Origin of the sequence: Rhodovulum sp. 12E13, assembly GCF_003340565.1 — a bacterium.
Lineage (GTDB): Bacteria > Pseudomonadota > Alphaproteobacteria > Rhodobacterales > Rhodobacteraceae > HLUCCA09.
Map to the genome: position 1 here is coordinate 1 of NZ_QPLK01000036.1, position 22,703 is coordinate 22,703.

General features: G+C 70.3%; 18 protein-coding genes, 1 tRNA gene and 5 pseudogenes. 7 read left to right on the top strand and 17 right to left on the bottom strand.

Going from position 1 to position 22,703, the window contains the following annotated elements; translation table 11 throughout:
* Together DLJ49_RS18915 and DLJ49_RS21505 are read left to right on the top strand one after the other, a co-directional pair.
* Positions 1 to 203 (top strand): annotated as a pseudogene (locus DLJ49_RS18915) (IS481 family transposase); the annotation flags it as partial.
* 48 nt (positions 204 to 251) lie between these two features.
* Entirely contained in the window at positions 252 to 1,049 is a 798-nt protein-coding gene (locus DLJ49_RS21505; RefSeq protein ID WP_147277353.1) for a hypothetical protein, read from the top strand.
* Between the two features lie 272 nt (positions 1,050 to 1,321).
* On the opposite strand, the pseudogene DLJ49_RS18925 reads toward DLJ49_RS21505, so the two are convergent.
* The 4 genes and pseudogenes from DLJ49_RS18925 to DLJ49_RS22575 all read right to left on the bottom strand — a co-directional run.
* Positions 1,322 to 1,519: pseudogene (locus DLJ49_RS18925) on the bottom strand (IS21 family transposase); the annotation flags it as partial.
* A 295-nt stretch (positions 1,520 to 1,814) separates the two neighbouring features.
* A tRNA-Phe gene (locus DLJ49_RS18930) sits at positions 1,815 to 1,889 on the bottom strand.
* A 206-nt stretch (positions 1,890 to 2,095) separates the two neighbouring features.
* A pseudogene (locus tag DLJ49_RS18935) lies at positions 2,096 to 2,998 on the bottom strand (IS256 family transposase); the annotation flags it as partial.
* Positions 2,997 to 3,362: pseudogene (locus tag DLJ49_RS22575) on the bottom strand (transposase); the annotation flags it as partial. The pseudogenes DLJ49_RS18935 and DLJ49_RS22575, both read right to left, overlap by 2 nt.
* Positions 3,363 to 3,516: 154 nt before the next feature.
* Here DLJ49_RS22575 and DLJ49_RS18945 point away from each other — a divergent pair.
* Both DLJ49_RS18945 and DLJ49_RS18950 read left to right on the top strand, forming a co-directional pair.
* Positions 3,517 to 3,876, top strand: a pseudogene (locus tag DLJ49_RS18945) (integrase core domain-containing protein); the annotation flags it as partial.
* 482 nt (positions 3,877 to 4,358) lie between these two features.
* Positions 4,359 to 5,282, top strand: a complete 924-nt coding sequence (locus DLJ49_RS18950; RefSeq protein WP_369932787.1) for a DMT family transporter — start codon at positions 4,359 to 4,361, stop codon at positions 5,280 to 5,282.
* A 46-nt stretch (positions 5,283 to 5,328) separates the two neighbouring features.
* Here the strand turns inward: DLJ49_RS18950 and DLJ49_RS18955 are convergent, their stop codons facing one another.
* The 3 genes from DLJ49_RS18955 to glyA form a co-directional block, all read right to left on the bottom strand.
* Positions 5,329 to 5,877, bottom strand: a complete 549-nt coding sequence (locus tag DLJ49_RS18955; protein ID WP_233489273.1) for a Rossmann-fold NAD(P)-binding domain-containing protein — start codon at positions 5,875 to 5,877, stop codon at positions 5,329 to 5,331.
* A gap of 139 nt (positions 5,878 to 6,016) precedes the next feature.
* Positions 6,017 to 6,445, bottom strand: a complete 429-nt coding sequence (locus DLJ49_RS18960; RefSeq protein WP_115395097.1) for a DUF1178 family protein — start codon at positions 6,443 to 6,445, stop codon at positions 6,017 to 6,019.
* A gap of 65 nt (positions 6,446 to 6,510) precedes the next feature.
* Positions 6,511 to 7,806 (bottom strand): serine hydroxymethyltransferase, encoded by a 1,296-nt coding sequence (gene glyA, locus DLJ49_RS18965; protein ID WP_115395098.1) that lies wholly within the window; start codon positions 7,804 to 7,806, stop codon positions 6,511 to 6,513.
* Positions 7,807 to 8,055: 249 nt separating this feature from the next.
* Here glyA and DLJ49_RS18970 point away from each other — a divergent pair, with 249 nt between their 5' ends.
* Positions 8,056 to 8,814 (top strand): NAD kinase, encoded by a 759-nt coding sequence (locus tag DLJ49_RS18970; RefSeq protein WP_115395099.1) that lies wholly within the window; start codon positions 8,056 to 8,058, stop codon positions 8,812 to 8,814.
* Here DLJ49_RS18970 and DLJ49_RS18975 read toward each other — a convergent pair.
* The 4 genes from DLJ49_RS18975 to mgtE all read right to left on the bottom strand — a co-directional run bounded on the left by DLJ49_RS18975 (position 8,807) and on the right by mgtE (position 12,761).
* The gene (locus DLJ49_RS18975) at positions 8,807 to 9,766 is read right to left on the bottom strand and encodes a DMT family transporter (protein ID WP_233489276.1); all 960 of its coding nucleotides are present in this window, start codon (positions 9,764 to 9,766) and stop codon (positions 8,807 to 8,809) included. The two genes, DLJ49_RS18970 and DLJ49_RS18975, sit on opposite strands and share 8 nt — an antisense overlap.
* Positions 9,763 to 10,599: a TIGR00282 family metallophosphoesterase gene (locus tag DLJ49_RS18980; RefSeq protein WP_115395100.1), complete on the bottom strand. Its 837-nt coding sequence runs from the start codon at positions 10,597 to 10,599 to the stop codon at positions 9,763 to 9,765. Before DLJ49_RS18980 ends, DLJ49_RS18975 begins: the two co-directional genes overlap by 4 nt.
* Before the next feature lie 153 nt (positions 10,600 to 10,752).
* Complete coding sequence (locus DLJ49_RS18985; protein WP_115395101.1) at positions 10,753 to 11,316, bottom strand: 5-formyltetrahydrofolate cyclo-ligase; 564 nt, start codon at positions 11,314 to 11,316, stop codon at positions 10,753 to 10,755.
* Positions 11,313 to 12,761, bottom strand: a complete 1,449-nt coding sequence (gene mgtE, locus DLJ49_RS18990; RefSeq protein ID WP_115395102.1) for a magnesium transporter — start codon at positions 12,759 to 12,761, stop codon at positions 11,313 to 11,315. Before mgtE ends, DLJ49_RS18985 begins: the two co-directional genes overlap by 4 nt.
* Before the next feature lie 136 nt (positions 12,762 to 12,897).
* Here mgtE and guaD point away from each other — a divergent pair, with 136 nt between their 5' ends.
* On the top strand, positions 12,898 to 14,193 hold the full coding sequence (guaD, locus tag DLJ49_RS18995; protein ID WP_115395103.1) for a guanine deaminase: 1,296 nt from the start codon (positions 12,898 to 12,900) through the stop codon (positions 14,191 to 14,193).
* Positions 14,194 to 14,286: 93 nt separating this feature from the next.
* On the opposite strand, the gene DLJ49_RS19000 is transcribed toward guaD, so the two are convergent.
* Both DLJ49_RS19000 and DLJ49_RS19005 read right to left on the bottom strand, forming a co-directional pair.
* The gene (locus tag DLJ49_RS19000; RefSeq protein ID WP_115395104.1) at positions 14,287 to 15,132 is read right to left on the bottom strand and encodes an inositol monophosphatase family protein; all 846 of its coding nucleotides are present in this window, start codon (positions 15,130 to 15,132) and stop codon (positions 14,287 to 14,289) included.
* Between the two features lie 98 nt (positions 15,133 to 15,230).
* Positions 15,231 to 15,587 carry a helix-turn-helix domain-containing protein gene (locus DLJ49_RS19005; protein ID WP_115395105.1) on the bottom strand — a complete coding sequence of 119 codons (357 nt, stop codon included), beginning with the start codon at positions 15,585 to 15,587 and terminating at the stop codon, positions 15,231 to 15,233.
* Positions 15,588 to 15,964: 377 nt separating this feature from the next.
* On the opposite strand from DLJ49_RS19005, the gene DLJ49_RS19010 reads away from it, so the two are divergent.
* Complete coding sequence (locus tag DLJ49_RS19010) at positions 15,965 to 16,984, top strand: NADPH:quinone oxidoreductase family protein (protein ID WP_115395106.1); 1,020 nt, start codon at positions 15,965 to 15,967, stop codon at positions 16,982 to 16,984.
* A gap of 26 nt (positions 16,985 to 17,010) precedes the next feature.
* Here the strand turns inward: DLJ49_RS19010 and DLJ49_RS19015 are convergent, their stop codons facing one another.
* From DLJ49_RS19015 to DLJ49_RS22760, 4 genes are all read right to left on the bottom strand, one after another.
* The gene (locus DLJ49_RS19015; protein WP_115395107.1) at positions 17,011 to 18,570 is read right to left on the bottom strand and encodes a sigma-54-dependent transcriptional regulator; all 1,560 of its coding nucleotides are present in this window, start codon (positions 18,568 to 18,570) and stop codon (positions 17,011 to 17,013) included.
* Positions 18,567 to 20,318, bottom strand: coding sequence for a hybrid sensor histidine kinase/response regulator (locus DLJ49_RS19020; protein ID WP_115395108.1), 1,752 nt, complete (start codon positions 20,316 to 20,318; stop codon positions 18,567 to 18,569). Before DLJ49_RS19020 ends, DLJ49_RS19015 begins: the two co-directional genes overlap by 4 nt.
* 162 nt (positions 20,319 to 20,480) lie before the next feature.
* Entirely contained in the window at positions 20,481 to 22,388 is a 1,908-nt protein-coding gene (locus DLJ49_RS19025) for a propionyl-CoA synthetase (protein WP_115395109.1), read from the bottom strand.
* Between the two features lie 195 nt (positions 22,389 to 22,583).
* The coding region (locus DLJ49_RS22760; protein ID WP_147277354.1) for an EF-Tu C-terminal domain-related protein at positions 22,584 to 22,703 on the bottom strand (120 nt) is incomplete at its 5' end.

Genomic DNA, 22,703 nt, shown 5'->3' on the forward strand with positions numbered 1-22,703 from the left:
AGGATGTCCTGCAGAGCCACCGCTTCCGCTCCGGCGAGGACCTCGAGCAGACCATCCTGCGCTACGTCCGCCTCTACAACGGCCAGCTGCCGCAATCCGTCCTGAAAGGCCGAACGCCCATCGAGGCACTCAAGGACTGGCATCGCCAGAAGCCGGAACTATTCAAGAAGCGGCCGTACAATCACGCGGGATGCGACAATTAGCCACTGGAGCAGTCATCTTTCACCGTGACGGCGTTAGGAAGGATCCTCATGAAACTGCGTGGGTTTTCGTTTGCACTCTTCTTGTCAGTGTCGGCGCCGCCTGCATTTGCGGACATGGTCTCGAACGCCATGGAGGCAGCCATGCGAGACTGCGTCGTCGCCAATTCTGATCGGATAGGCGTGCCGATTTCTGATGAAGAAGTATGGGCACAGATTCTTGGCGGCTCCGCGGTCATGGCGTGGTCGATGGTTCAGCTGTTCGGCCTTGAAGGACATAAGAGCCTTGAGGATGCTCTGGTCACGCGTGCCCAAAACACTCTTATCGCTACGCTCGAAGAGAGGGGAATTAGAGGGCATCGCGCCGCGACGATGGAGACGGTCGCTCACTGCATGCCTACAGCCCTGAGGGCTGCCTCCGGAGCGCAGGCACGAAAAGAGCGCTTAATCTGCCCGGACGATACGGATTACAAAGAGGCGATCGATCTTCTGTCCGCATCCGATCAGGAATTGACCGAAAGGTATGGCGACAATGCAGATAGTATACGGAGAAACGCTCGTCTGGGCGTGAGGCTGGCGTTTCTTTCTGGTTTCGGGTCCATCTACTATCACGGAGAAGAGAATTACCCCAAATATGAGTCTTCCGATCTGAACGATGCGTTGTATGGCATCACTTTCGATCGGATGGACGAGGCTGCGGAAATGGTCGACCGCGCGATGGACGTGATCGACGCCATGCCAGGAAACACAGACCGGATTTCCCAGCTCCGGACGGATCTGCTTTGCTTAAAGGACTGGGTGGAAATCTACCCATTCAGAACTATGGCCTCCGCCGAGAATCAGGAGTAGTTCCGCCGCTTCGGAGATTGGAGGGCATTGCTTCATCGCTGCCGACCTCCAAGCCGAACTGCGATTTCGCGCATCGCCTCGACCGCTTCGAGACCGCGCGCAACCAGCGGGTGGGATGTCAGGCCGACATGGCGCGCCGCGGCCCGAACGCGGGCGCCGAGATCCATCCATTCTCTGACCGCGTCAACCAGCTCCCGCTGCCTCCGTTCGACCTCCGCACGCTTCTTTTCCAGCGCCGCCCACGCCTGGCGGATGCGCCCATGCTCCACGTCGCGCTCCGCCTCGAACGCCTCCCAGACGGTCCGGCCCGGCAACTCCGGATGCGGGTGCGTCTTCGCCCTGGCGACGCACCGGTCCTCGAGCCAGGCGTTGAGGTCGGCGTAGCTCTTGAACCGCGGCCGCGGCACGAAGAGCCGCCGGCGGATCACCCCGACCTGGTTCTCGACCTGCCCCTTCTCCCAGCCCGAGGCGCCGTGCCGATGACTAGTGGGTCGCCGTCAGCCATGTGCCAGAGAAGGCGTGGTGCTGGCCGAAGAGCAGCGTCTCCAACCTCACACGACGCCCGACAGTCGTTAGCGGGATCGTGCGTCAGTGATCGGTGCTATGGCCGGTCGGGGCGATCGTCCTTAGGACTAGACGCGCGCGCTCGCGTGATCCGCTTCAGAGTCTGCGCGCTAGGGTCGCGCAAAGTGGGGGCCAAGGTGGGGACCGCCTGGAGGTCTCCCCCAGAAAGTCCCGCAAAAACATGGTTTTGCTTGGATCAAATGGTGCCCGGGGGCGGAATCGAACCACCGACACGAGGATTTTCAATCCACTGCTCTACCCCTGAGCTACCCGGGCACGGAAGGGGCAAATTGCTGCCATAGTAGGGTGGGTGTAGACAAGCGCGGGGGCAGGTGCAAGGGGACTCTCTGCAGTGCCGAGTCTGTCCGATCCATGGAGTGCGCCCCTGCGGCTGGACACGATCACGCGGCAGTTTGGTCGTGTCCCACGAGGTGGTGTAGGAGCTGGCGTCCACCTGCTTCTTCATAGCTGGTGTCGCTCGTTCACTGCGCGGCGATCGTCATCGCCGTGTGGGGATCATCGCACATGGCGGTCAACTTTTCGACCGGCATGTAGCGTCGGGAGACGGCCCATTCGTCATTCTGCTCCAGCATGAGCGCGCCGACGAGACGGACCACGGCCGCGCGGTTCGGGAATATCCCGACGACGTTGGTGCGCCGCTTCATCTCCTTGTTGACGCGCTCGAGCGGATTGGTGCCGTGCAGCTTTGCCCGCAGGCTCTCGTCGAAGGCCATGTAGGCCAGGACGTCGTGCTCGGCCTCGTCCATCAGCTCGGCGACATCCCGGAACCGCTCACGCAGGCTGTCGGCGACCTCGCGCCAGCGGGCATGGGCCTGGTCGCGGTCCTTCTCGGCGAAGACCGTCCTCACCACGGCGCTGACCACCGGCTTGTTGGTCTTGCCCACGCGGGCCAGGAGGTTGCGCTGGAAATGCACGCGACAGCGTTGCCACCCTGCGCCCAGGATCTTGCGTGCGGCGGCCTTGAGGCCCTCATGGGCGTCGCTGATCACCATTTGCACGCCCCGCAGCCCACGGCGCGTGAGGGAGCGCAGGAAGTCGGCCCAGAACGTCTCGGCTTCCGACGGCATGACCGTGATCCCCAGGATCTCCCGGCGTCCGTCGGTGTTGACCGCCACGGCCACTATCACCGCCATCGAGACGATCCGCCCGCCCTCGCGCAGCTTCACGTAGGTGGCGTCGAGCCAGAGGAAGGGCCAGTCCCCTTCCAGTGGCCGGTTCAGGAACGCCTGCACTCGCTCGTCGATCTCCTCGCAGAGCCGCGAGACCTGGCTCTTCGAGGCGCCCGTCAGTCCCATGGCCCGGACCAGATCGTCGACCGCACGGGTGGAGACCCCGTGGATGTAGGCCTCCTGGATCACCGCCATAGCGCTGAACATGACCGATGCGGAGCATGTGCAGGATGATCTGGGCGTCCTTGGGATCGTTCTTGTCCCATCCGCCGGTGATCGCTTCCCGGGTGCGCGCCAGCGCCAGGGACGAGATCAGGCGCAGATCGACAGCCGCCGTAAGCCGCCGATACGCCAGCGGGCGATGATAGTTGCCGGTGGCCTCAAACCCGGCCACGACCGGCTGTTCGAAGCCCGCCAGGATCTCGACCAGCCGATCGTGATCTGCGCGCGTGTTGAGGATGGTCAGCCGCCGGCGCCGCGTCCGGCCCGGTATCTCGATCAGGATCTCGTTGCGATGCTTGGCGATGTCGATCGCTACCAGGACGGCGCGATCCGGCATATCCTTGGTCAAGGTATGGTCGGTCTCCCCTACGATGGCGTTTGGCCACTTCATTGTAAGGGACCCCGAGCCCGGCCATGGCCGACTGCTGCGCTCCATGATGGCTCCGCAGCCGTCCATGGCCTCGTCAACCGATCGCTTCCAGATGTGCTATGGCAAGGAGTTCACCGACCGGGTGTTCGGCCTCCGCCGCCGCCCGGCGACCGGCACGCACAACTTCGACCGTCTCTGCGCCGACCTCGGCATCGAGCATCGGCTGGCCCCGCCGATGCGCCCGCAGACCAACGGCATGGTCGAACGGTTCAACGGCCGGATCGAGGATGTCCTGCAGAGCCACCGTTTCCGGTCAGGCGAGGACCTCGAACAGACCATCCTGCGCTACGTCCGGCTCTACAACGGCCAGCTCCCGCAATCCGTTCCGAAAGGCCGAACGCCCAACGACGTGCTCAAGGAGTGGCATCAACGGAGGCCGGAGGTCCTCAAGAAGCGGCCGTACAATCACGTGGGATGTGACATCTATTGCCGAAACCTCGGCGGCCCTCGGCTGCGGGACTGGGCCAAGCCGATTGCCAAGAGAACCGGACCGCGCAAGGCCAAGGTCGCACCGGCGCGGAAGCTGGCGGTCACCCTGCACGCCATGTGGCGCACCGAGACGCCCTTTCGGGAGCCCGCGATGGCGTAAAGACCGAAACTGATCCGACGCTGATCTTCGGCACGACCGAATGCGTCCAGCCGGGACGCGCGGCGAGGGTGAGTTCGATCCCTGGATTGCGGCAACGACCGCGCACACCACTTCGATCCACCCGACCCTGAACGCAAACATGCGGCACCCCTCGCGGCGACTGCGGAGAGAACCTCAGAGACCGGCACGCAGGATGAACTGCAGCGAGATCAGCGCTTGAACAAGGCGATTAGAAAACCACCGGGGACACTGCCGGCGTCGCTTGACAGTTTCGTCGGCTTGCCTGTCGCGCCGGGCCGGCGTAGGTGCGCGACATGCCGGCCCCGACCGACCTTTCGCCGCCGCCTGCCGCACCGGGGGACCGGCCGCTTGCGGCGGTCGGGTGGATGGTGGCCACAGGGGTGCTCTTCGTCGGCGTCATCGCGACGGTGAAATACCTGGGCGACCGGGTGCCGGCGCCGCAATCGGCCTTTCTCCGCTACGCGCTCGGCCTCGTGTTCCTCGTCCCTATGTGGCCGGCTCTGCGGTCGGCGCGGCTGACCCGTCAGGCCCTCGGTCTGTTCACCCTGCGCGGCGTGCTGCACGCTGCGGGCGTGCTCTGCTGGTTCTACGCCATGACGCGCATCACCATCGCCGAGGTGACGGCGATGAACTATCTCAACCCGGTCTACGTGACGCTCGGCGCAGCGCTGTTTCTCGGCGAGCGGCTGCAGATCCGCCGTATCCTCGCCGTGCTTGCGGCGCTTCTCGGGGCGCTTCTGATCCTGCGGCCGGGGGTGCGCGAGCTCGATCCCGGCCACGGCGCGATGCTGGCCTGCGCGGTGTTCTTCGCCGGCAGCTACCTGCTCGCCAAGCGAATGACCTCCGACTTTCCCGCGGCGGCGGTCGTCGGCCTTCTGTCCATCGTCGTGACACTGGCGCTGGCGCCGGTCGCGGCATCGGTCTGGGTTGCACCGACAGGACGGGAACTGGCGCTGCTTCTGCTTGTCGCCGCCTTCGCCACAGGTGGGCACTACACGATGACACTCGCGTTCGCGGCCGCCCCGCTCGCCGTGTCGCAGCCGGTGATCTTCCTGCAGCTCGTCTGGTCGGTTGCAGTCGGGGTGGCGCTGTTCGGTGAGCCGATCGACCCCTTCGTGATCGGCGGCGGCCTGGTTATCGTGGCTGCGGTTACCTTCATCGCCTGGCGCGAGGCCCGGCTGAAAGCGCAGGCAGGGGGGCGGGTGCAAAAGTCTTGAAGAAGACTTTTGGCAAATTCCTTGGGAAGGAATTTGCGCGCACCGCTCAGCAGGGATGCGCGCGGCGATCCCGTGTCGGGAACTGCCCGGTCGTCTCGACCGTCAGCGCTTCGAACCGGTCCATCAGGCCATCGGCGGCCTCCTCGACCGGGATCTCGGCATCCGTGCCACCCATCGCGGTCCGCCCCCAGCCGGGATGGTAGATGCCCACCGCAAGGCCGAGGCCCGCGAGGTCGGTGGCGAGGTTGCGGCCGAGATTGACCGCGGCCGCCCTTGAAGCGCGGTAGATGCAGCTGCCGCCCGGAGGCCGTTCGGTGGAGCTCATCTGCCACGCGAGGATCGCGAGGCGCGCGGGCGCCCCTGCCGCTATGGTCGCCTGCAGCGAGGGCAGACCGGCCTGCACGGTCGGCGGGGCATCGGTGCCGTCGGTGGCGAAGGTCTCGGCCCAGATCGCGGCAGGATAGTCGTCGGCGAGGGTCTTGCCCTTGTCGGGGCAGAGGCCGGCGTCGCAGACGACGAGGGAGGCGGCTGCCCGTCGAGCGCAGGCCCAAGCGCGCCGAAGTCGGCCTGCGCGGTCACGCCGAGCGGCGGCCATTCTGCGGAGTGCTGGGCGGCCAGGGGCAGGCGCGCCTGACCGATCGCGGGGCCTCGCGCGGCCAGTCGCTCCATCAGCGCCGCGGCTATGCCGCGGCGTGCTCCGGTCACCGGCCCGGCCGGCGCCGCGCGGCCGGCCATCAGTTGACCTGGCGCTCGGGCGGGAAGGGGAGCGGCAGCACCGGCACGCCCTCCCCGACGAGGGCGCGCGCCTCGGCGCCGCTCGCCTGGCCTCGGATCGCCCGCTCCGGCGCCGTGCCTTCGTGGATCGCGCGCGCCTCGGTGGCGAAGCGGCGGCCGACATCCTCGGTGTTGGCCTCGACGTGGCGGCGGAACTCGGCCAGCGCCCCTTCTGCCGGCGTGGCGGAGCGCGCAAGCGGGCGCGCATCCGTCTCCTCGGCCTCGCCCCCGGCAAGCCGCGGCGCCATCATCGCCTTCTCGACCCCGCCCCCGCCGCAGACGGCGCAAGTGAGCCGACCGGTCTCGGCCAGCGAATCGTAGGCGGACGCCGACGCGAACCAGCTGTCGAAGGCATGGCCGTTGGCGCATCTGAGAGCGTACTTGATCATCGGCAGATCATGTATCCCCGCCTGCGGTCAATGCAACATGGAGGCGCAGGCCGGGCGCCAACCGGTCAGAGCCCCGGATAGAGGGGGAAGCGGCCGCAGAGCTCGGCCACCTCGCCCTTCACCTTCGCCTCGACATCCGCATCGCCCTCGCCGCCCGTCGTGGCGAGCCCGTCGACGACCTCGCAGATCCAGCGGCCGATCTGGGCGAATTCGGGTGTGCCGAAGCCGCGCGTCGTGCCCGCGGGCGAGCCGAGGCGGATGCCGCTCGTGACCGTCGGCTTCTCGGTGTCGAACGGGATGCCGTTCTTGTTGCAGGTGATGTGCGCGCGCCCGAGCGCCTTTTCTGTCGCGTTGCCCTTCACGCCCTTGGGCCGCAGGTCGACCAGCAGCAGGTGGCTGTCGGTGCCCCCCGTCACGAGGTCGAGACCGCCCTCGACCAGCGCCGCGCCCATCGCCTGCGCGTTGGCGATCACCTGTTCCTGGTAGGCCTTGAACTCGGGCCGCAGCGCCTCGCCGAAGGCCACCGCCTTGGCTGCGATCACGTGCATCAGGGGCCCGCCCTGGATGCCGGGGAAGATCGCCGAGTTGAACTTCTTCGCCAGCGCCTCGTCGTCGGTCAGGATCATGCCGCCGCGGGGGCCGCGCAGCGTCTTGTGCGTGGTGGTGGTGGCGACATGCACATGCGGGAACGGCGAGGGATAGACACCGGCCGCGATCAGGCCGGCATAATGCGCCACGTCGGCCAGCAGCCACGCGCCCACCTTGTCGGCGATCTCGCGGAAGCGCGCGAAGTCGAGCTGGCGGGGGATCGCCGAGCCGCCGGCAATGATCATTGCCGGCTTGTGCTCGAGGGCCAGCGCCTCGATCTGGTCGTAATCGACGTCGAGGGTGCCCTCGCGCACCCCGTACTGCACCGCGTTGAACCACTTGCCCGACTGGTTGGGTCGCGCCCCGTGGGTGAGGTGGCCGCCGGCGTCGAGGCTCATCCCGAGGATCGTGTCGCCCGGCTGCAGGAGAGCGGTGAACACGCCCTGGTTGGCCTGGCTGCCCGAATTGGGCTGCACGTTGGCGAAGCCGACGCCGAAGAGCTGCTTCGCCCGGTCGATCGCCAGTTCCTCGGCAATGTCGACGAACTGGCAGCCGCCGTAGTAGCGGCGGCCCGGATAGCCCTCGGCATACTTGTTGGTCAGAACCGAGCCCTGCGCCTCGAGCACCGCGCGGCTGACGATGTTTTCGCTGGCGATCAACTCGATCTCGTCGCGCTGGCGGCCGAGCTCCTTGTCGATGGCAGCGGCCAGCTCGGGATCGCGGCTGGCGAGGGTCTCGGTGAAGAAGCCGTCGTCGCGGTGCGGAGCGTTCATGGGGCTCTCCTTGGATCAGGGTCACGGGGCTTGTGTCTGGCGGTGGGGCCGCCTCACGCTGCAGCGTCGATGTGTCGAGATAAAGCAAATCGGCCCCTGCGCAAAGGCGCGTTTCCGGCATCTGCGGGGCCGCGGGCGGCAGCCGGCTGAGGTCGCACGGCTTTTCCCGCGTCGCCACGTGCCGTCAGAGGCTTGTCACCGACCATCGGCGGGGCTTAGGTGGCCCGGCCCGGCGCCGGAAGGAACGCGATGGTACAGATCGCCGTCATGGCCAGCGACACGCCCATCGCGCAGGAGGCCCGCCGCGCGCTGGTGGCCAAACACGGCGAGGTGCCCCCCGAGGCGGCCGACGTGATCGTGGCGCTCGGCGGCGACGGGTTCATGCTGCAGACGCTGCACGGCACCCAGGCGCTGCCCGCCCCGGTCTACGGGATGAACTGCGGCACCATCGGCTTTCTGATGAACGAGTACCGCGAGGCGGGCCTCGCCGCGCGTCTGGAGGCAGCCGAGGAGGCAGTGATCAACCCGCTGGCCATGCGCGCCATCACCGCCGGGGGGGAGGCCCGCGACGCGCTCGCGATCAACGAGGTGTCGCTGCTGCGTGCGGGGCCGCAGGCCGCCAAGCTGCGCATCACCGTCGACGGGAAGGTCCGCATGCAGGAGCTGGTGGCCGACGGCGCCATCGTCGCCACGCCCGCGGGCTCGACCGCCTACAACTACTCGGCCCACGGGCCGATCCTGCCCATCGGCTCCGACGTTCTGGCGCTGACCGCCGTCGCCGCCTTCCGCCCCCGGCGCTGGCGCGGCGCATTGCTGCCAAAGTCGGCCGAGGTGCGCTTCGACGTGCTCGAGGCCAGGAAGCGCCCCGTGATGGCCGAGGCCGACGGTCAGGGCGTGCGCGACGTGGTCACCGTGATCGTCCGGACAGAGCGTGCCGTCGAGCACCGCATCCTCTTCGACCCCGGCCACGGGCTGGAAGAGCGACTGATCCGCGAACAGTTCACCTGAGCGGGTCGCCTTCGCGGGCGCGGGGCTGGACGAGAAACAGCCCCGCGAACATGCAGGCCATGGCGATCCAGAATCCCGCGCCATAGCTCTCGCCGAGCAGCAGCATCGCCCAGATTACCCCGAAGCCGGTGACGAGATAGCTCACCTGCGCGGCAAAGACGGCACCTGCCCGCCCGACCATCCAGACATAGGACGCGTAGACCAGCGCATGCACCGCCGAGGCCACCACGATCGCGGCGTCGGGCGCCCCCCATGGCGGGCGGGGGTCGATCCAGGTGCCGGTGGCGAGCGTCGCGGGCAAAGCGAGGAGAGCGCCCACCACCGAGGCGCCGAACAGCAGCTGCACCGGGTCCATGCCCCCGGTGCCGAAGCGGGCCACCACGTTGCCCTCGAGCGCGTAGAGCGCGGGCGCAACCAGCGCGAGCGGCAGCCAGACGGCCATCGCCAGCGTGACCGCGCCGAGCTCGGCGTCGCCGGTCAGCCACGCCTGCACCGGCAGCGCGAGGAAGGTCACGCCGACAAGGCCGAGCATGAGGCCGAGAAACCGCGGCCAGTGAAACCGGTCGATCCCCCAGGCGAGCGCGATGGGAAACGCGAAGAGCGGCACCATCGACAGCGTGATCGACAGCCACCCCGCCGGCAGGTGCCGCGCCGCCTCGTAGGAGGCACCGTTGGGCAGGAGCGTGCCGATCAGCGCGATCCCGGTGTAGAAGCGCATCGCCTGCGCATCCCACCGCGGCGGCAGCCGGCGCGCGGCGCAGATCGCGCCGAGGATGGCCCCCGAGAGCACCAGTTGCCAGAAGACGATGCCGACATGGCGATAGCCCTCGGACACCGCGATCTTGGCCATCGGCTGGGTGATGCCCCAGCCCGCGCCGAGGAGCACCAGCAGGCCCGTCAGCACCGCCCGGTCGCGCCGCGCGGCCCGCGCCGCCGCGTCGACGGCGCTCACGCGCCGCCTGCCGGCACGGGCGCCGGCCCCGCCTGCGGCAGCACGCCCCCCTGCCGAACCATCTCGACCCGCACCGCGCGTCCCGTGGCGTCGTCGGTCTCGACATAGAGGCCCGACAGCGTCGCCGCCCCTTCGGCCGGCTCGAAACGCCCCTTGCCCATGCCGGTCACGAAGCGGCGCATCGGCTCGGCCTTGTCCATCCCGATCACGCTCTCGTAGGGGCCGCACATCCCCGCATCCGTCAGATAGCCGGTGCCGCCGGGCAGGATCATCGCGTCCGCCGTCGGCACATGCGTGTGCGTGCCCACCACCACGCTCGCCCGCCCGTCGCAGAAATGGCCCACCGCCATCTTCTCCGACGTCGCCTCGCAATGGATGTCGACCAGCACGGCCTGCACCTGCCCGCCGCGGGGATGGGCGGCGAGCACCCGGTCGAGCGCCGAGAACGGGTCGTCGAAGGGCCGCTTCATGAAAACCTGCCCGAGCGCCTGCACCACGAGGATGCGCTTGCCGCCGCGCGTCTCGAACACCCGCGCCCCGCGCCCCGGCGCGGCCTTGGCATAGTTGAGCGGGCGCACGATCCGCGTCTCCCGCTCGATGCAAGACAGCATCTCGGACCGGTCGAAGGCATGGTCGCCCAGCGTCACGCAATCGGCGCCCGCCTCGAACAACAGCGTCGCATGCGCCTCCGACAGCCCCGCGCCCGACGTCGCGTTCTCGCCGTTCACCACCACGAAATCGAGGCCCCAGGCCGCGCGCAGGCCCGGCAGCCGTTCCGCCACGGCCGACCGACCGGCCCGGCCCATCACGTCGCCCAGAAACAGGATCTTCATGGGGGTCGGCCTAGAGCGCCCCACCCCGGCCGGCAAGCGCCCGCTGCGCCTTTTCCGCGCCCCTGCTTCTCTTTGCCGAAAATATCCCCGCCGGAGGCCCGCGCCCGGCACGGGCGCGAACGAGGGGAATGCGCCGCGAGGCGCGCCGCTTGCTTACCGCCGCAGCCGCACGCCCCGTTCGGTGACGACCTCGTCGAGCGGCTCGTCGGTCGCCTCGCGCGGCACCGCGTCGACCTCCTGCGCAGCATAGGCGAAGCCGACGGCCCGGCAGCCGCCCGCCGCGCGCAGTGCTGCCAGCGTCCGGTCGTAGAAGCCGCCGCCGTAGCCCAGCCGGTAGAGGCTCGCGTCGAAGGCCAGCATCGGCACCACCAGCAGGTCGGGCACCAGCACCGCGCCGCCCTCGGGCACCATCACCCGGAACGGCCCCTCGACCAGCCGGCAGCCCGGTCGCCACTCACGGAACGACAGCGGCCGGCCCTTGCCCCCGACCACCGGCACGCAGATGCGGTTGGTCCCGGCCAGCGCCGCCATGGCGGGCAACGGGTCGGCCTCGCTCCGGATCGGCAGGTAGGCCGAGATCACGCGCCCCTCCGTGCCCGCAAGGTGGCCCGCGAGCGCGGCCGAGGCCGCCGCCCCATGCTGCGCATGGGCCTCGGCCCGCCGCGCCGCCGCCGCCTTGCGCGCCGCGGCCTTCTCTGCGGCAAGCGCGCCGCTCACAGCAGCACCAGCACGCCGAGGCCGAGGAAGGCGACGAAGCCCACCACGTCGGTCACCGTGGTCACGAAGGTGCCCGAGGCCAGAGCCGGGTCCACCCCCGCGCGGTCGAGCGCCACCGGGATCAGGATGCCCGCCAGCGCCGCCACGGCGAGATTGACGATCATCGCCGCCGCGATCACCAGCCCCAGCGTCGGGTCGGAGAACCAGAAGGTCGCCACCACCCCCATGATCACGGCGAAGGCCACGCCGTTGACCAGCCCCGCCGCCGCCTCGCGGCTGACCACGCGCCAGATATTCGCGCCGGTCAGGTCCTTCGTCGCGATGGCCCGCACCGCCACCGTCAGCGACTGCGTGCCCGCGTTGCCGCCCATCGAGGCGACGATCGGCATCAGGATCGCCAGCGCCACGATCTGCGCCAGCGCGTCGTCGAACAGCCCGATGACGACCGAGGCGAGGATCGCCGTCCCCAGATTCACCGCGAGCCACGGGAAGCGCCGCTTCACCGTGTCGATCACACGGTCCGAGATGCGGCTCTCCTCGTCGACGCCGGCGAGGCGCAGGATGTCTTCCTCGTTCTCCTCGTCGAGCACCGCCATCGCGTCGTCGATGGTGATCGCGCCGACCAGCCGGTTCTCGGCATCGACCACCGGCAGGGTGATGAGGTGATACTGGTTGAAGGCGTAGGCCACGTCGCCCTCGTACTGGTCGACCGGCACGGTGCGGAACGACGGCTCGACGATGTCGCGCAGGGGGGTCCGCCGGGGCGAGGACAGGATGCGCGAAAGCGTGACGTAGCCCACCGGGTGCATCTTGGGATCAACCAGGATGACGTGGTAGAACTGCTCGGGCAGATGCTGATCCTCGGCGGCGCGCAGGGCGTCGATGGCGTCGCCGACCCTCCAGTGCTCGGGCGCTCGCACCACCTCGCGCTGCATCAGGCGGCCGGCGGAGTATTCGGGGTAGCTCAATGCCTGCACCACGCCCGTCTTCAGCACGCGGGGCAGTGCGGCGAGGATGCGCTCGCGGTCCTCCTCGGGCAGGTCCTCGACGAGATCCACGATGTCGTCCGAATCGAGGTCGCGCACCGCCTCGCCCAGCACTTCGGGGGGCAGGGCGGCGATCACCTCGCGCCGCACCGCCTCGTCGAGCTCCGACAGGATCTCGCCGTCGATCTCCTGGCCCCAGAGGCGCAGCAGGTCGCGGCGCATCCCCTCGCCGAGCTGCTCGATGAGGTCGGCCACGTCGGCGGGATGGAACTGCTCCAGCTCGGCGCCCAGCGTGCGGACATCGCGGGAATTGATGGCGCGCAGGATCGTGCGGACAGACTCCGCCGGCAGCGAATAGGCGTCGGCGTCGGCCAGCTCCGGCCAGTCGCCGTCGCTCTCGGGCGGCGGCGGCCCGTCGCGCGGCTCATCGAGGCTCTGGCTGTCGCGCTCGCCTGTCATGGCCGCCCTCCCGTCATGGATCGCGGGCACAATAGGCGGGGAGCGGTGGGGTGCAACCGGCCGGTGCGCACCGCCGGTCGCGGATCCGGGCGGACGGCGGATTTACCGCGCCCGCGCCTCGCCCTAATGTCGCGCGATGCAGGCCGAGACGCTGATCCTGGGGCAGGTGCTGACCTTCGCCGAAAGCCCCTTCGACGTGCCCCCCGACGAGGCCGCGCGCCATGACCGGGCGGGCGCGGTGGCCGTGGGCGCGGGGCGGATCGTGGCGGTCGGCCCGGCCGACCGGCTGCGGGTGGCGCATCCCGCGGCGCGGGTGGTCGATCACGGCGACGCGCTGATCCTGCCGGGTTTCGTCGACGCGCATGCGCATTACCCGCAGACGGCGATCATCGCGTCATGGGGCAAGCGGCTGATCGACTGGCTGGAAACCTATACCTTTCCCGAGGAGGCCCGCTTCGCCGACCCGGCCTATGCCCGCGCGCAGGCCGAGACCTATCTCGACCTGCTGATCGCCCACGGAACCACCTCGGTCGCGTCGTTCTGCACGATCCATCCCGCCTCGGTCGAGGCCCTGTTCGAGGCGGCCGCGGCGCGCGGCATGGGCGTCACCGCGGGCCGCACCTGCATGGACCGCAACGCGCCCGCCCCCCTGCGCGACACCGCGCAGGCGGCCCACGACGAATCGGCCGCGCTGATCGGTCGATGGCATGGGCGGGGCCGGGCGCGCTACGCCATCACGCCGCGCTTCACCCCGACCTCGACCCCCGCGCAGCTCGAGGCGCTGGGCGCGCTCTGGGCGGCACACCCGGACTGCGCGATGCAGACCCACCTGTCGGAGCAGCGCGAGGAGGTGCGCTGGGTGGCCCGCCTGCACCCCGAGGCGCGCGACTACCTCGACACCTACGAGGCGCACGGGCTGCTCGGGCCGGGCGCCATGTTCGGCCATGCGATCTGGCTGACCGAGCGCGAGCGGGCGCGGCTGGCCGAGGCGGGCGCGTCGGTCGTGCATTGCCCGACCTCGAACACCTTCATCGGGTCGGGCGTGTTCGACTGCGCCCGCGCCGTGGCGGGGGGCATCGGCGTGGGGCTGGCGACCGACACCGGCGGCGGGTCGTCGTTCTCGATGCTGCGAACGATGGCGGCGGCCTACGAGATCGGGCAGCTCTCGGGCGCCGCGCTGCACCCTGCGCAGCTTCTGTGGCTGGCGACCGAGGGCTCGGCGCGGGCGATGCGGCGCGCGGCCGAGATCGGCACCCTCGCGCCCGGCTCGGCCGCCGATCTCGTGGTGCTCGATCTCGCCTCGACACCGGCCATCGCGCAGCGCGCAGCCCGCGCCGAAACCCTGTGGGAGAGCATTTTCCCGACATTGATGATGGGCGACGACCGGGCTGTCGCCGCCACCTGGATCGCCGGGCGGATGTTCGGAAGGTGACAGGCAGAGGGCGGCGCGGGACCCGTTCTGCGGATCCGGGGGTTGCAAGGCAGTAAGCCGTCCGGGCCTGTCGCGTCGGTCCGGCGGCGCCCGTCACGCCTGCGGAAGCAACCTCAGCGCCGCCTCGTGGAGACCCGCGTTCGCCGCGGCGAGCACCCGCCCGCCCCCCTGCGCCGGGCTGCCTCGCCAGTCGGTGACGATCCCGCCCGCGGCCTCGATCACGGCGATGGGGGCGCAGATGTCGTAGGGCGCGAGGCCCGCCTCGATCACGAGGTCGACATGCCCCGAGGCGAGCAGCCCGTAGGCGTAGCAGTCGAGCCCGTAGCGCGTCAGCCGCACCTCGGCCGCGACGCGGGCGAAGGCGGCTCGCTCCGCCGCGCTGCCAACTTCCGGGAAGGTGGTGCACAGCCGCGCCTCTTCGAGCGCCTCCACCGGGCGGGTGCCGAGCCGACTCTCCCCGCCCGGTGCAGCGAGGCTGGCGCGGCCAAGGCCGCCCGCCCAGCGCTCGCCCGTATGTGGCTGGTCGATCAGGCCGTAGAGGGGGCGGCCCCCGGCCTCCGGCGGCCCGTCGCAGAGGGCGATCAGCGTGCCCCATGTCGGCGCGCCGATCATGAAGGCGCGGGTGCCGTCGATCGGGTCGAGCACCCAGACGCGGCCCGAGCGCCCCGCGACGCCCGCCATCTCCTCTCCGAGGATACCGTCGGCGGGCCGGCGCTCCGCAAGCACGCGCCGCATTGCCGCCTCCGCGGCGCGGTCGGCCTCCGTCACCGGGTCAAAGCCGGCCGTCGCCTTGTTATCCACTCCGAGGCCGGCCGCCCGGAAACAGGGCAGCGTCTCGGCGCGCGCGGCATCGGCGAGCGCCGCGGCGGTCGCCACGATGTCGCGCGTCTCGTCGGGCGAGAGGGCCGGGGGCTGAGCTGCTCGGGTCAGGTCGGTCATCGGGCGCAGGCGTGGCGCGGCCGGCCTGGCCGCCCTCCCGCGCTAGGCGCAGGCTGCGGGCGCGTCAAGCACCGCGCCTGGCGCCTGTCGGCACTTTGTCAGGCGGCGTCGCTCAGAACGCGCGCGAGGTCGAACAGGCGGCGGCGCTGATGTTCGGGGATCGCGTAGTAGGATCGAACCAGCTCGAGCGCCTCCTTGTCGGAGAACATGTCGGGCTCGGAGGCCGCTTCGGGCTCTTCCCGCAGGCCCTCGAAGAAGAACGAGACGGGCACGCCGAGCGCGTCGGCGATGTCCCACAGGCGCGAGGCGCTGATCCGGTTCATGCCGGTCTCGTATTTCTGGATCTGCTGGAACTTGATCCCCACCTTTTCGGCGAGCTGCTGCTGGGTCATCCCCACCATCCAGCGGCGGTGGCGGACGCGCTTTCCGACATGAACATCAACCGGGTGCGACATGGATACTCTCCTCGCATACTCTATGCATCATTTACAGCAAGTTCCGTGCCAGATCGGGCGGCCGAGGCGCATGGTCGCGGCGGGCCGGACAAGCCGTTGGGGTAGTTAAAGAAATCTTCATTCATCTTCAGCGCGCGACTCGTCTTTCGCGCGAGCGCACGGCGGTGCTGCTCAATCATGCGTGCAACTCGCGGTAAATTTGCGAAATGCAAAGGCCGTCCGGGCCAAGGCATTGCAAATTGCAAGACGCCGGGGCTGGGACGTGCGGCGCCGACACGCGCGGCGGCGTCGCCGCGGGAGGGGCGCTGCCGGCCTGCGCCGCTTGCGTCGCCCGCCCGCGCTGCGCAGGGTGGTGGCGACAGGACAAGGCGGCAGTCATGGACGACACCCCCAGCGACACTCCCCCGCCGCCCGGCTCGCGGGCACGCGCGCCCGTCGTGCGCTGGCAGGCCCTGCGCGAGGGCGCACCCCTGCACCGCGCGACCGCGCACCTGCCGCCGCCGGGCCCGGGCGAAGTGCGGCTTCGGATCGCGGCCTGCGCGCTCAACTTCGCCGACCTGCTGCTGCTCGAGGGCCGTTACCAGGATCGTGTCGAGCCCCCCATCGTGCCGGGCATCGAGATGGCCGGCACGGTCGAGGCCGCGGGGCCGGGCGTGACCGAGCCCGCGGTCGGCGCGCGCGTTGCCGTCCATGCCGGCCACGGCGGCCTCGCCGAGGCGGCGAACGTGCCCGCGGCGCTGTGCGTCGAGGTCCCGGCCTCGGTGCCGCTCGACGTGGCCGCCTCGGTGCTGGTGGCTCACGGAACCGCCCGCCTCGCCCTCGTCCACCGGGCGCATCTGCAGGCCGGCGAGCGGGTGGTGGTGACGGGTGCGGGCGGCGGCTCGGGCCTCGCCGCGGTCGAGACCGCTGCCGCGCTCGGGGCCGAGGTGGTGGCCGTGGCCCGCGGCGCGGACAAGCTCGAGGCGGCGCGCGCCGCCGGCGCCGTGCACCTGATCGACGCCGCGACGGCCGATCTGCGCGCCGAGGTCAAGGCGCTCGGCGGGGCCGACGTGGTGTTCGACACGGTGGGCGGTGCGGTGTGGGAGGCGCTCTTCCGCGCGGCGCGGCCCGAGGCGCGGCTTCTGCCCATCGGTTTCGCCGGGGGGGAGGTTCCGCAGATCCCGGCCAACCATCTGCTGGTCAAGAACCTGACGGTGATCGGCCTCAACCTCGGCGGTTACCGCCGCTTTGCGCCGGCGCGGCTGGCCGCCGCACTGGGCGAGGTGATGGCTGCCGCGGCCGAGGGCAGCCTGCGGGTGCATGTCGGCGCGCGCTTCCCGCTCGTCGAGGCGCCCGCTGCGATCGAGGCGCTGCGCGCCCGCACGGTGCCCGGCAAGATCGTCGTGACCAGCGCCTGAGGCGGGGGAAGATGCGGCTATTCCGGTCATGACGCCCTCGCCGCCCATGCCTCGCGCTTGCGGTAGAGCGTCGAGGGCGAGACGCCCAGTTCCCGCGCTGCGCGGGGCACCGAGCCGCCGTTGCGGTCGATGGCACGCTCGATCACCATCCGCTCGATTTCGGCCAGCGTCTTGCCGCTGAGCAGGTCGATCGGGTCGGGCGGTGTCTCGGGCTCGGTGCGCGCGACCTCGGTGCGTTCGGGCGCGGGCCCACCCGCCGGCCAGTTGGCGGACCAGTGACGCAGGGCTTCGGCGTCGCCGTCGCGCGCCGTACCGCCGTTCCCCGTCCGGCGCGGCGCTCCCGCCTCCCGCCGGGCGGACAGGGGATGCCGGGCCAGCGGCCCCGCATGACCCGATGTGCCGCACCGCTCCTCCTCGAGGCCCGGGGGCAGCATGGCCCGCGTGACCAGCGGCCCGTCGTTGAGCACCACCACGTTGCGCAGGGCATTGAGAAGCTGGCGCACGTTGCCGGGCCAGGGCAGCCGCCGGAACAGGGCTGTGACCTCCTCGTCGAGGCCGGTGAAGGCCTTTCCCTCCTCCGCCGCGAGGCGCCGCAGCGCCTGCCCGGCGATCTCTATCACGTCGTCGTCGCGCTCGCGCAGGGGCGGCAGGTGGATCGGCACGACATGAAGGCGGTAGAACAGGTCTTCGCGGAAGCGGCCGCGCCGCACCTCCTCGAGCGGATCGCGGTTGGTGGCGCAGACGATCCGCACGCTCACCTTGCGCGGCTGCACGGCACCCACCGGCTGGATCGTCGATGTCTGCAGGAATCGCAGCATCTTGGTTTGAAGCGCGAGATCCATCTCGCAGATCTCGTCGAGGAACAGCGTGCCCCCGTCGGCCGCGGCGGCCGCGCCGAGCTTGTCGGCGATGGCGCCGGTGAAGGAGCCCTTGAGGTGCCCGAATACCTCCGACTCGAGCAGTTCGGACGGGATCGCGCCGCAATTCAGCGGCACGAATGGCCCGGAGGCGCGCGCCGAGGCGTCGTGGACGGCCTGCGCGCAGATCTCCTTGCCCGTGCCGCTCTCGCCGGTGATGAAGATCGTCGCCATCGACCGTGCGACCGAGTGCAGGGTGCCATAGATCCTCTGCATGGCGGTGGAAGAGCCGATGAACCCGGCGATTCCGCCCGGCTCGGGCTCTGCGCCGTCGCTCGTGTTGCTGTCCGTCGTGCTCCGCCGCCGCGCCGTGTCGAGTGCGGTGCGGATGGCGACCAGCATCCGCGTCTCGTCGAAGGGCTTGACGAGGAACTCGTGGGCGCCGGCGCGCATCGCCTCGACCGCGCGGTTGATCGAGCCGTTCGCGGTGACGACGACCACGCATGTCGCAGGCTCGAGCGCCAGCATGTCGCGCATCAGCGCCAGGCCGTCGCGGTCGGGCAGCATCAGGTCGAGCAGCACCGCGCGCGGCCGATGCTCGACAAAGCGCGCATAGCCATCCTGTGCGGTGTCGGCGGTGATCACCGCGTGCCCGGCCCCGCGCAGCACCGACGCATAGACGAGCTGCAGAGAGGGCGTGTCCTCGACAAGCAGAATCGGCCCGGTCATGGCGCGGGCGCTCCCTTGGGCGCGCTTGAGGCCGTCTTGGCGGCGCTGGCCCCGCGGGCGGCCGCCACCTCGCGGCGCAGGGCGGCCAGCGGTGCCGCGACCGCATCGACCCGTGTGCGGATGTCGGTCCAGTCGTCGCGGTGCGCGGCGGCGTTGGCCGCTTCCATCTCGCGCTGGAGCCGGCCGGCGCCCACGGCGCCTGTGAGCGAGATGAGGACGTGCGTCGCCGCACGGACGCCGCACGAATCGCCCCGGTCGGCGGCCTCTGCGAGGGTGTCGGCGCTGCGCTCGAGATCGGCCGAGAGACGGTCGATCAGCTCGCCCGCCTCGTCTGGGCCGGCGAGGGCGAGCAGATGGCAGAGGCGCGGGGCCACGGGCGTTTCCTGCGCGATCCCGGTCTCGTCCGGGCCGAGGTGCGGCGCGGCCTCGGCCGCCGGGTGCGACGGCAGCCACGTCCGCGTCTCGTGACCGAGCCGTGAGATCGCCTCGCCGAGCGCGGCGAGGCTGACGACGGGCTTTGCGATCAGGCCGTCGGCCCCGGCGGCGTAGATGGCGTCGCGCTGACCCTGCACCACGTAGGCCGTCGCGGCGAGGATCGGCACGCGGCCGCACGGGCCGGGCAGTCGGCGCGTTTCGGCAATGACCTCGAGGCCGGACCGGTGCGGCATGTGGATGTCGAGGATGGCGAGGTCGTAGCCCCCCCGCCGAAGCGCGTGGAGCGCCGCTTCGCCGTCGTCGACCGTGTCGACACGCGCACCGAGGCGGCCGAGCATGCGGGCAAGCACAGCCTGGTTCACGCCCGAATCGTCGGCCACCAGCACATGGCGCCCGGTCAGCTCGGGCAGGGTTGGCGCGTCGGCGCCGGACCCGCGGCCGTCGGGGTGCCAGCGCCCAGCCGGCAGAACGAAGGCCACGCAGGCCCCGCTCGCGGTGTCCGCGTCGGGTGGGGGCCCGTCTGGCGAATACGCGTCCGCCGAATACGCATCCGGCGCATGCCGGTCTGGTGCATGCCCGTCTGGCGAATATCCGTCTGGCGAACGCCGGTCTGCCGCGGTCACCCGGGGCGACTTCCTGTCGGTCGTGCTGCGGCGATTGCCGGCTTCGATCCGGCCGCCCATCTGATCGGCCAGCGACTTGGCGATGTGCAGGCCCATGCCGGTGCCCGGCTGGGGAGAATCCGGCGGCCGCCCGCCGAGGCCGAAGAGCCGCGCGAGCGACGTGTCGGAAAAGCCCGGCCCCTCGTCCTGCACGGCAAAGCGAAGGGCACCCTCGGCGTCGAGGTCGATCGACAGGACGATGGCCCCGCGCTCGGCATATTTCACGGCGTTGTCGAGCAGGTTCGACAGGAGGCGCTCTATCGGGCCCGACGCGATGCTGGTCGCCAGCGGCACGTCGGGGGCGAGGTCGATGCGCAGGACGAGGCCATTGGCTGCCGCGTGCCCGCCCCATCGCCGCTCGAGATCGCGAACGAGATCGGAAAGGACCACGGTGTCGGACGCGCGGCCGCCGCGTCCAGCCCTGGCAGGCGTTTGGCCGTCGGTCAGGGCGGCAATCGCGTCGTCGACGAGACGCGCCAGCGTCTCGCCCGCGGCGCGCGCACGCTCCAGTTGCAGGCGCGAGTCGGGGTCGAGACCGCTCGTCTCGACAAGCTCGAGGCCACCGACCACGTCGGACATGGCTGACCGGATATCGTGGCCGACAAGCGCCAGGCGGGTGAGGCGCTCCGTCTCCTCCGTCCGTTCGCTCATGTCCCTCCGGTGGCGCGTCGATCGGCGCCCGGGGCCGAGACAGGGGCTGGATCCGGGCGACTTGCACGTTATGGTTGCGCCGACACTAGCGAAACGGGGGGCGACCGACCAACATGCCAAAAAGGGCAGGTTGACGCTTCTGGAAGGTTTGGCGCCGGGCGCCTACTTGGCCGGCGCGGCGGCCCTGGGGTAGCCGATGCCGGCGAGGGCCGTGGCGATCTCCTCGAGGATGGCGGGGTCGTCGATCGTCGCCGGGGTCTTGAATTCCTGTCCATTGGCAATGCTTTGCATGGTCCGCCGCAGGATCTTGCCCGAGCGCGTCTTGGGAAGCCGGTCGACCACCACGGCGAGCTTGAAGGCGGCGACAGGGCCGATCTGCTCGCGCACCAGTGCGACGCATTCTCGCACTACCTCCGCGTGATCGCGGGTCACCCCTGCGTTGAGGCACATGAAACCCATCGGAAGCTGCCCCTTCAGCTCGTCCTCGACGCCGATGACCGCGCATTCGGCCACGTCGGGGTGGTTGGCCAGCACTTCCTCCATGGCCCCCGTCGAGAGGCGGTGACCGGCCACGTTGATGACGTCGTCGGTGCGGGCCATGATGTAGAGGTAGCCGTCGTCGTCGAGATAGCCCGCATCTCCGGTCTCGTAGTAGCCGGGAAAATGGTCGAGATACGACTTCCGGAAGCGGTCCTCGGCGTTCCACAGCGTGGGCAGGGTGCCGGGGGGCAGGGGCAGCTTGATTGCGATGGCGCCCAGGGTGTTCGGGCCCACCGGGTGGCCGCCCTCGTCGAGCACCTGCACGTCCCAGCCCGGCATCGGCACCGAGGGCGAGCCCACCTTCACCGGCAGCATTTCGATGCCCACGGGGTTGGCGGCGATGGCGTAGCCCGTCTCGGTCTGCCACCAGTGGTCGATCACCGGCACGCCCAGCACCCGCTCGGCCCAGCGCACCGTGTCGGGGTCGGCCCGCTCGCCGGCGAGGAACAGCGTCTCGAGCGACGACAGATCGTAGTCCTTCACCAGCTCGCCCTTCGGGTCCTCGCGCTTGATCGCGCGGAAGGCCGTGGGCGCGGTGAAGAACGCGCGCACCCGGTGATCGCGGATCACGCGCCAGAAGGTGCCGGCGTCGGGCGTGCCCACGGGCTTGCCTTCGAACACGATGGTCGTGTTGCCGTGGATGAGGGGCGCGTAGCAGATGTAGCTGTGGCCCACGACCCAGCCCACGTCGGACGCCGCCCAGAACACGTCGCCCGGGTCCACTCCGTAGACGTGCTTCATCGTCCAGTTCAGCGCCACGAGGTGACCTGCGGTGGGCCGCACCACGCCCTTGGGCGCTCCCGTCGTGCCCGAGGTGTAGAGGATGTAGGCGGGGTGGTTGCCCTCGACGGGCACGCATTCGGCCGGCTCCACCCCGTACTGGAAGCCGTACCAGCTGACGTCGCGCCCCTCTTCGAGATGGGCCACCTCCTGCTCGCGCTGGAAGATCACGCAGAACTCGGGCTGGTGGCGCGACTGCTCCAGCGCGGCGTCGAGCAGCGGCTTGTAATGCACCACGCGTCCCGGCTCGACCCCGCAGGAGGCGGCGATGATGCATTTGGGCCGCGCGTCGTCGACCCGCACGGCCAGCTCGTGCGCCGCGAAACCGCCGAAGACGACCGAGTGGATCGCGCCGAGCCGCGCGCAGGCGAGCATCGCCTCGATCGCCTCGGGCACCATCGGCATGTAGATGATCACCCGGTCGCCCTTCTCCACGCCCTTGGCGCGCAGGGCACCGGCGAGCGAGGCGACCCGGTTGCGCAGCTCGTCGTAGGTGATCTTGTGGGTGACGCCGGTCACGGGGCTGTCGTGAATCAGGGCCACCTGCGCGCCGCGCCCGGCCTCGACGTGCCGGTCGACCGCGTTCCAGCAGGTGTTCACCCGGCCGTCGACGAACCATTCGGGGACCGGTCCGTCGCCATCGAACAGGGCGCGCGAGGGCTTTTCGACCCAGTCGATCGCCTCGGCGGCCTGCATCCAGAACCCTTCAGGGTCGGCCTTGGCGGCCTCGTAGACCTCTCTGTACCCCATCGTATCCCTCCTCCGGCGGTTGGCGGTTTGTGACAAGGGGCGCGGGACGGGGCAAGACGACGAATTGCGCCCCTCGGTCGCTGTTGGCGATAACGCGGCAGGGGCCGGGCCGGCACGTCCAGGCGGTCAGAAAAGGAAGGGCGCCCCGCGGGGCGCCCTTTCGAGATCGACATGTGCAGCGGCGGCGCCGCGCGATCACTCGATGATTTTCGAGACGACGCCGGCGCCGACGGTGCGGCCGCCCTCGCGGATGGCGAAGCGCAGCTTCTCCTCCATGGCGATCGGCGCGATCAGCTCGACGGTGAAGCTCACGTT